The organism is Vallitalea sediminicola (assembly GCF_054408565.1).
On record NZ_BTPT01000015.1, the window covers coordinates 20585 to 28673 of the forward strand.

At 27.0% G+C, this 8089-nt stretch carries 7 protein-coding genes and 1 pseudogene; 4 read left to right on the plus strand and 4 right to left on the minus strand.

The window, feature by feature from the left end:
* Positions 1-86: 86 nt before the first annotated feature.
* Complete coding sequence (locus ACX6CF_RS07235) at positions 87-545, plus strand: hypothetical protein (protein WP_458784642.1); 459 nt, start codon at positions 87-89, stop codon at positions 543-545.
* A gap of 317 nt (positions 546-862) precedes the next feature.
* Here ACX6CF_RS07235 and tnpA read toward each other — a convergent pair.
* Positions 863-1122 (minus strand): annotated as a pseudogene (tnpA, locus tag ACX6CF_RS07240) (IS200/IS605 family transposase); the annotation flags it as partial.
* 321 nt (positions 1123-1443) lie between these two features.
* Here tnpA and ACX6CF_RS07245 point away from each other — a divergent pair.
* From ACX6CF_RS07245 to ACX6CF_RS07255, 3 genes are all read left to right on the plus strand, one after another.
* Entirely contained in the window at positions 1444-2244 is an 801-nt protein-coding gene (locus ACX6CF_RS07245) for a hypothetical protein (RefSeq protein WP_458784643.1), read from the plus strand.
* A 133-nt stretch (positions 2245-2377) separates the two neighbouring features.
* Positions 2378-3025, plus strand: a complete 648-nt coding sequence (locus ACX6CF_RS07250) for a hypothetical protein (RefSeq protein WP_458784644.1) — start codon at positions 2378-2380, stop codon at positions 3023-3025.
* A gap of 132 nt (positions 3026-3157) precedes the next feature.
* Positions 3158-3859: a hypothetical protein gene (locus tag ACX6CF_RS07255; protein ID WP_458784645.1), complete on the plus strand. Its 702-nt coding sequence runs from the start codon at positions 3158-3160 to the stop codon at positions 3857-3859.
* A gap of 142 nt (positions 3860-4001) precedes the next feature.
* Here ACX6CF_RS07255 and ACX6CF_RS07260 read toward each other — a convergent pair whose 3' ends face one another.
* The 3 genes from ACX6CF_RS07260 to ACX6CF_RS07270 are packed head-to-tail and all read right to left on the minus strand — an operon-like array spanning position 4002 to position 7867.
* Positions 4002-5123 (minus strand): GerAB/ArcD/ProY family transporter, encoded by a 1122-nt coding sequence (locus ACX6CF_RS07260; protein WP_458784646.1) that lies wholly within the window; start codon positions 5121-5123, stop codon positions 4002-4004.
* Between the two features lie 17 nt (positions 5124-5140).
* The gene (locus ACX6CF_RS07265) at positions 5141-6328 is read right to left on the minus strand and encodes a Ger(x)C family spore germination protein (protein ID WP_458784647.1); all 1188 of its coding nucleotides are present in this window, start codon (positions 6326-6328) and stop codon (positions 5141-5143) included.
* A gap of 21 nt (positions 6329-6349) precedes the next feature.
* Positions 6350-7867, minus strand: coding sequence for a spore germination protein (locus tag ACX6CF_RS07270; RefSeq protein ID WP_458784648.1), 1518 nt, complete (start codon positions 7865-7867; stop codon positions 6350-6352).
* Between the last annotated feature and the right edge of the window lie 222 nt (positions 7868-8089).

Genomic DNA, 8089 nt, shown 5'->3' on the forward strand with positions numbered 1-8089 from the left:
TAGTATAATAAAACAAATAGTATTAGTGTTAGAGGAAGGTATTTATTGGGTTTACATTGATAATCTATAAGAAAGGTTTGTGAAAAATGACAAAGCGTCAGTTATTCTATATTGTTATAGCAATTTCATTATTACTGCTGATTTTTAATGTTATTGTCTACTCCAAAACTAAAGGAATCAGTTCGGATTTTATGAGTTCAATTATTTTAATTGTACTCATAGAGATGGCGTCCTTGTGGTTGAAAAAAGGGTATTGGATTTATGGAAGAAATTTATCAGTTATATCTGTAGTCTTGTTTGCATTATTCTTGACTATAAGTGCTTTATATATGCCAAGATATTCATATGATAGTGCAAAAATAAGTCTAGAGAAAATGAATTTGACTGTTTTGGAAAATGATTTGGATACTTCTGTTACAATTCCTCAAATCAATGCCTTTATTACTAGATCATATCTATTTAAAGTTAGAGAAGGAGAAGTTATTAACCATTATATAGTTAATCCAATGACGGGTAAAAAAACTAAAATTATAGAAATAGAATAAGTAAAGTATATGGAGCTATTTGCTAACAAATAATTTTGCTAGCAAATAGCTCCATATTTTTGTTATAATCTGTAAAATGTGGATATCAATATGAGGAGACATCTCCAATCCACATATTAAAGTTAATAGGGAAGACAAAAAAATTAAAACTATTAATAAACAGGTAATTGTTAAATATTTCACTATATATATGTTTTTCCTCTTACTATTCGTTAAAGTTGTGTTTAGCGCATAGTTAATATTGTATCTATATCATTAACATTAACCAAAAAAAACTAAATTCATATTAAAAGAAATCTATTCCATTTACTTCCCTGATTTGGATGTTCGTCAAATATCATCAAGGCACTTTTACCCTTAATATATCCCACAAATTCTGAAACACTATATTTCGGCTGTATACTTACACATAAATGTACCTGGTCTTGGCATACTGCTCCTTCAATTATCTCAATTCTTTTATATTCGCATAATCTCTTTAATATCTCTCTTACATAATACCCTCTTACCCAAAAGACTCATCTGCTCTTATTTGTCCGCATAGCACTTTACGTCAGTACTTTGGAATAAATACGATATGATATTGGCATTTCCATCTAGTCTTACTTTATTTGTTCAGATTATTTTAAAATAAACAATATATAAAATATGTTGACTATTTAATTTGATAATGTTACAATTTATTTAGTTATTTAATTTTATTTTAAATATTTATTTTATTATTAATTACAATTTAAAATATTATTATTTAATTACATATTATTTATAGCTTAAATAATTATTTGTAACATATATTTTCACTTCACAATTTATTTCATAATTAAGTTCTTAAATTTATACTATAATAAATTTCTTATCTACAATTTATAAAATATTATATACAAAGGAGGTGTTATTTATGAAAAAATTTTTTTCAGTCTTATTAATGCTAGCTCTTATAATCACAACTAACTATAGTAACACTTATGCTTATTGCTCTAATGTAAGTAGCTCAAAATTTAAAATAATTTCTTTCTCAAAAAATAGTAGTGGACAAGTTCTTAAGAGATCTACAATTAGATCTAATAATTCAAAATCAGAAGATAATATTATTACTGGTATTAAAAAATTTGAGAATACTGTAGATTCTAATCTTTATTTTAATTACTCAAAAGCTCTAAGTATAGCAAAAAATGATTCACATTTAAAACTTGTCTCATCACTAAACAAAACTATAAAAAAAAGACATCCTGATGTTGATGGTATAACTAATGAAATTATGTATCTTATAACACAAAAATTAGGTACATCTATTCCAGAACATGAACTTAATTTTTATCGTAATGCTGTTTATGAAGAGATTAGATTAGCTTTTTCAAATCTAAAAAAATCTAGAAGTGGTAATTTTATATTCTCAAGCAAAAAATCTTATAGCAAAAATAATTACTATAATTTATTTTTTGCATTTGAAAATGATTCCCAATTAACGCTTATACCTGTTGGTTTAAATGTTAATGTATACAAAAAAGATAAACGTGTTTTTGGAATTAGAGTAAGCAAAAAAAGAGAATATAAAGCTACTGTCCAAGGCTTAAAAGTAGTGTATAGTTCAACACCAATAAAGAAACGTCCTGTAAGAAGACAGCCTATAAGAAGACTGCCTATAAGAAAACAGCCTATAAGAAGACAGCCTATAAGAAGACAGCCTGTGTCTAGATGATATGCGCCACATAAATATTTTGATAATTATACATATATTATGAAATAATTTGATAGTATATATTTAAAAATTATTTTTACTTATCTATATTTCAAATAATTACAATAATATATATTATACTGGAGGTATTAAAATGAAAAGATTTATCTTCATTTTTATTAGTACATTGATTTTATCTAACATAACTTCATTTGCTAAATCCAATACAAATGATAATTCCAATTTGAAATTTAATGAATATATTTTTGTATCTGATGGTCTTATTGAATCGGCAAAAACATTATCTTCTGATTTGCAGAAGTTGGTAAATAATGATAATTTACAATTTCAAACAAAGAAGATGTTGAATTTCATAAAAGAACAAAAAAACTTAGGTTTAATTGGCACTTTGAAACAAAGTATTGATGAAGAAAATATTAAAACTTCAGACCTAATAGAAAAAATTACACTTTTAACTATTGAAAATCTAAAACTTGAATCAAATGATACAAATGTAGAAAAATACAAAGCCATCATTTCAAACATATTTTTAAATTTAATAGTTCAAAATGATTGTGGTTGGTTAGTTATAGATTCAAACTACTCAGAATTTGATCCAATAACAACCTATACATATAATGTTTTATTTACAGTTGAAAAAAATGGCCTTATATTTTCATTACCTTTAAATTTCAAAACTACAATTAATGGTTCTACCGATGATGTATTAACTATTTCTAATGATGATAAGTTTGATTACAAATTAGAAATTAATGGATTAAAAATATTAAAGATTAAATAATGATCTATTGAATAACGTTTAATTATTTATTACTCAATTGAAATTAAGAATATCTATAATTAAATATGTTACTTAATTTTAATTATAGATATTCTAAAAATTTATAAAATATTATTTTAGGAGGGTTTCATCATGAAAAAATTTTTAACAATCTTTATTTCTGTATTATTATTATTCAATACTTATTCTGTATCATTTGCTTCTGCTAATGAACCTGTAGTAAAATCTGATTCTTTAAACACAAGAAAAATGCCAGCTATAATACTCAAACAAAACGGCACAATAGAATTTCAAGACGCTTGGGATTTACCTTATGAGTACATAATGCCAGCTATAGAAATGTCTGATAAATTCACACCAGCTATTAATGATAAAACTTTAGAACTTAATTTTGCTGAAGCTTTATCTATTGTAAGAAGAGACAAGACTATGGGGCTTATCGGTACTCTTAATCAAAACATTCACCAACAAAGTGCTGATGTAAACTTAATGAGTTCTAAATTATTATCTCTTTTCACTAAAGCATTAGGAGTAACTTTAACTGGAGCAACTTTAGATAGTTATAAAGAAGTTATGAAACAAACTTTCACAAATTTAAGCTCATCAAATAGCGGATGGCTTTTATGGAAATCTTCTAGCTCTAGTAATGTAACTTATCAGTATAATTTATTCTTTGCTGTAGAAAAAGCAAAAGGTATTTTAGTAGGTATGCCTGTAGGTTTAACTATAAGTGCTAATTGTTCGAAAAAAGAATTTCTAGGTATGACTACTTCTTCTAAGAAAAATTATAGTGTACAAGTAAAAGCAATAAAAGTTATGAAACTTGTAAGATAATTTTCCATACTATAAATTATATATAAAAAGAGTTGTTTGTTTTTAATGTATGAAATGACTCTTTTTATAATTTTCTCGGGAGTATCAATAGCTTAGTGTAAATGGATTTCTTATGAAATTATTTTACAGCTTATTATATTTTTTACGCAGCACTTCTACTTTTTTTCTTTTTCTTCCCCCTGCCCTTTCTGAAGAAATTCACTATTAATGCTAACACTGGAAAAGTAATAAACAAATTAAAAAATATCCACGGTGTTATTTTCATTCCAATATGTAGATGATATGGATAATCTTCTGCAATAATTAAGCTGGCTATAAATATCAATATACCAAATGGAATGGATAACCACTTAACTTTATTATCTTTTATTTTTAACAATTGTGAGGTACCAAGCATTGCAGCGTATAAATGTAATGTTATTTTAAAAAACAGTCCTACCATAAATGCTAAAATAGTTAAAATGTCTATACGATCAATAGAACCTACTTTAACAAATCTCATGGTTTCTAGTAATGGAAATAATGAAGCCAACGCAAAGTCTACACCAAGGGTTGAGATAATCATTATTGTATTAAAAGCCAGTATTATACCAACGAAAATAACAACATATATTGATGTTCTTCTTACTTTTTCAGGCTTATTTACAAAAGGAAATATCATAGTAAAAATAATACTTACACCAAATGGAAATTCAACTCCTAATGGAAATATTTCCTTCATAATTGGTTTAATACCACTCTCAAAAAAAGGCAAGATATTATTTAAATCAATTGCACCTTGTGTTAAAAAAAGCAAAATGTACTCTATAAAAAATAGGCTAAGATATATAGGTAAGATTATTTGAGCCAGCCTACATATATTCTCAATACCTGAATATATACTATATGTTACTACAACTGTAATTATTAATATTATTATATGCAGTGAAGCTCTTGGATTAACAGCTACAAGAGTAAGTTCACCAAACTCTCTCAAAATCCTTGCTCCATTATAAAAGAAACGAAGAAGATAGAAGACACAAATGATAGTTCCTAGATATTTACCAAATATTTTGATCATATATCCAATCAGGGTATCATTAGGATATTTGTAGAATAAAGAAGTATATATTATAACTTCAAAAATTCCAACAGGTATACCTAAAATTAATACTAGCCATGCATCTTGTCTTACCTTGCCTCCTAACAAAAATAGAACAGCACTCCCCATTAAAGATAATGTCATTGTAGAAAATAATTGTAATGCAGATATTTTATATTTCAAAGGTATTACCTTCTTCCTTAAATAGCAGGTTTTGATATTAGTCCAGGTCTTTTTATACTTGATTTAACCGTAACTTCTATTAAAACATGTGGAAATATCTCATCCCATTCTTCTTTAATAACATTCCATTGTTTTGGGTATTTTCTGTGAATAGCTTCTCCAAAATCAAATATATCCACATTATAATCTTTTTGTACTTTTTTTATAACATTTATTACATCTTCTTCTATACTTTTGTTTTGTACTTTTTCTAATTCATCAAGCACCTTATAATCATTCATAGGATCATGCTCACCAACCATACTTACGATATTACTATTCTGGTTAATATTAAGTTTTATCAAATAATTACTTCCATCATATTCAGGGGTTATTTTACATTTAGAATTTAATATTTCAAAAGTGATTTTATCAGTTTCGTTTTTAGGTGAATTAACTACAATATCCCCTGACTTGACTTTAGATTTAATCCACATCAGTGCCCTTGACTCTTCTTTATTTAAAAATCCAATCAATTTATCATCCTTAAAAATTGCTATTTCCTCTATTATAAATATTTTCCCGTTATGAGCTATATCAGACTGTTTTTCCAAATAAATAACTCCTGTTGTAATTCCAGCAGTTTTATCTGCTAAACCATTATATATGTCCTTAAGATTAGTTAGAATTGTCAATCCTTTTTCGAATTGATTTTTGATTATATTTTCAATTGCATTTGCAGGAATAGTATCCGTAGGTGTTAACTGCTTAATAATTTTATTAGCTTCCCCTCGAGCAACAAGTACAGGGGTGTTTGGTCTAACTTCATGTCCTCGTAAATTACTATCAATTATTAAGTCAATCCCTTTCTCAGCTAACTTTTCACCGATTACAATGAATTTATTATGAGAAAAATATGGTTCTTGACCTAATGAGGTTGTCAGATTATCATAAGCTTTATTTATGGTCTCTCCTTTGCTAGTATATATAACTACCTCAGAAGGCAATGAATGTTTTTTATCTACTCCTCCATTTGTTGATCCACTTGTTTGTTCCCTTGAAGTTTTTAATACCTGTATCGTTAACAAGTATTTATCCTCTTCGGTCCAATCATATCCTGTACTTAGAACCATTGCATATTTTTCAATATCTTTTTTTACACTTCTGCAACTAGAACATACTAACACTATTACAAATAAGATTAATAGATATAGATATTTTTTCATCTTTACCCTTCTTTACCGTTACTATTTTTCTTTAAGTTTTTTCTTTATTTGTTTTATATTATAAATGATTTTAAAATTTCTTTTTTGTGATATTGGTTTTCTATATATAGTGTCCTTTAGTTTTTCTGAATCTAAAGGTCCAAAAGGAGATAGGTAAGGAACTCCGAAAGAGCGTAAAGATAATAAATATATTAGTAAAAATAATTGACCAGATAATAAACCAATCAATCCAAAACTTCCTCCTAAAATAAGAAATACGTATTTGGGAAAGATTATACTCCTTGTCAATTCTACAGAAGGTATGACATAAGTAGCAATACCTGTAACAGCTATAACTATTACCATAGGAGTACTTACCAATCCAGCTGATACAGCAGACTGACCAAGTACTAATGCTCCGACAACACTAATAGCTTGACCTATAGATTCTGGCATCCTTATTCCAGCCTCTTTAATAATTTCATACGCAGCCAACATAAAAAAGGCTTCAACTAAAGTTGGGAATGGTAATCCACTCCGTGTCTTTATGACAGTTACAACTAACGATGTTGGGATAAGTTCATGGTGGAATGTACTTATTGAAACCCAAAACGCTGGTAATAAAAGAGCTAATAGAAAAGAAACAAACCTAATTATTCTATCTATGGTTGCTAATATATAGTTGTTATAATAATCTTCTTGCGCTTGAAGGTGCTCAACAAAAACACATGGTACAATTAAGACAGTTGGACTTCCATCAACTAATAATGCTACTTTTCCCTGTAATATTTTTCTTGAAGCGGTATCCGGCTTTTCGGTACGAAATACTGTTGGTATAAAATTTATGATACCACCATCTGCTATACTTTCTTCAACATTTGTTGAATCAACTATAGAATTCAAGTCTATTTTTTCTATCCTTGACCTCACTTCTGCTACAATTTCTTGATCTGCAATACTATCTAAATAAATAATCTTTAAATCTGTTTCAGTTTGGCTTCCGATAATAAAATGTTCTACTTTAAGATCAATATTTTTAATTCTTTTTCTCAATAAACATACATTAGTGGTCAGGGTTTCTGTAAATCCTTCTCTAGGACCTCTAATATTTATTTCTATACTTGGTTCACTTATATCTCTTTTGGGAGGATTTTCAAGGTTCAACAATAAAGCAAATTTGACTGTATCTATTAATAATACTGCTTTACCTTGTAATATTGTTTTATAAATAATATCCATTTGAGAAGTTGTATCATTATCATTAAGACCAAGTAAATGGATATAATATTCTTTAGTTTTAATTTTGGAGGTTTGATTATTCAGCTTATTTATTACTGATAATTCAACTACTTCTGTATTTATCATTCCATCTATATATATGAGAGCTGCTCTTAAACTATATTTATCTCCAATACTTAATTGTCTAATGACAATGTCAGCGCATTTGTCAAATCCCTTTTTTATACTATCAATATTAGATATTATATTTTCACAAACACTTATGTTAGTGTTGGGAAATTTATTTTTCCATTCAGTCTCAGTATTTCTAGTATTATGCATATTTTACACCATGTCCCATAAAGAATTCTAATAGTAATAATATTACCTATAACCATTATTTTATTCATATTAGGGCTAATAAACATTATTCAAAATATAAGTAGACAAAATAAAAAAGCCTCAATATTTAAAGGCTTTGTATAGTTTATAATTAATTTATTTATTGACTTAAATTTACTAGACATATTTAAATTAATAAAATCTAAGTCAGCAACCACCACT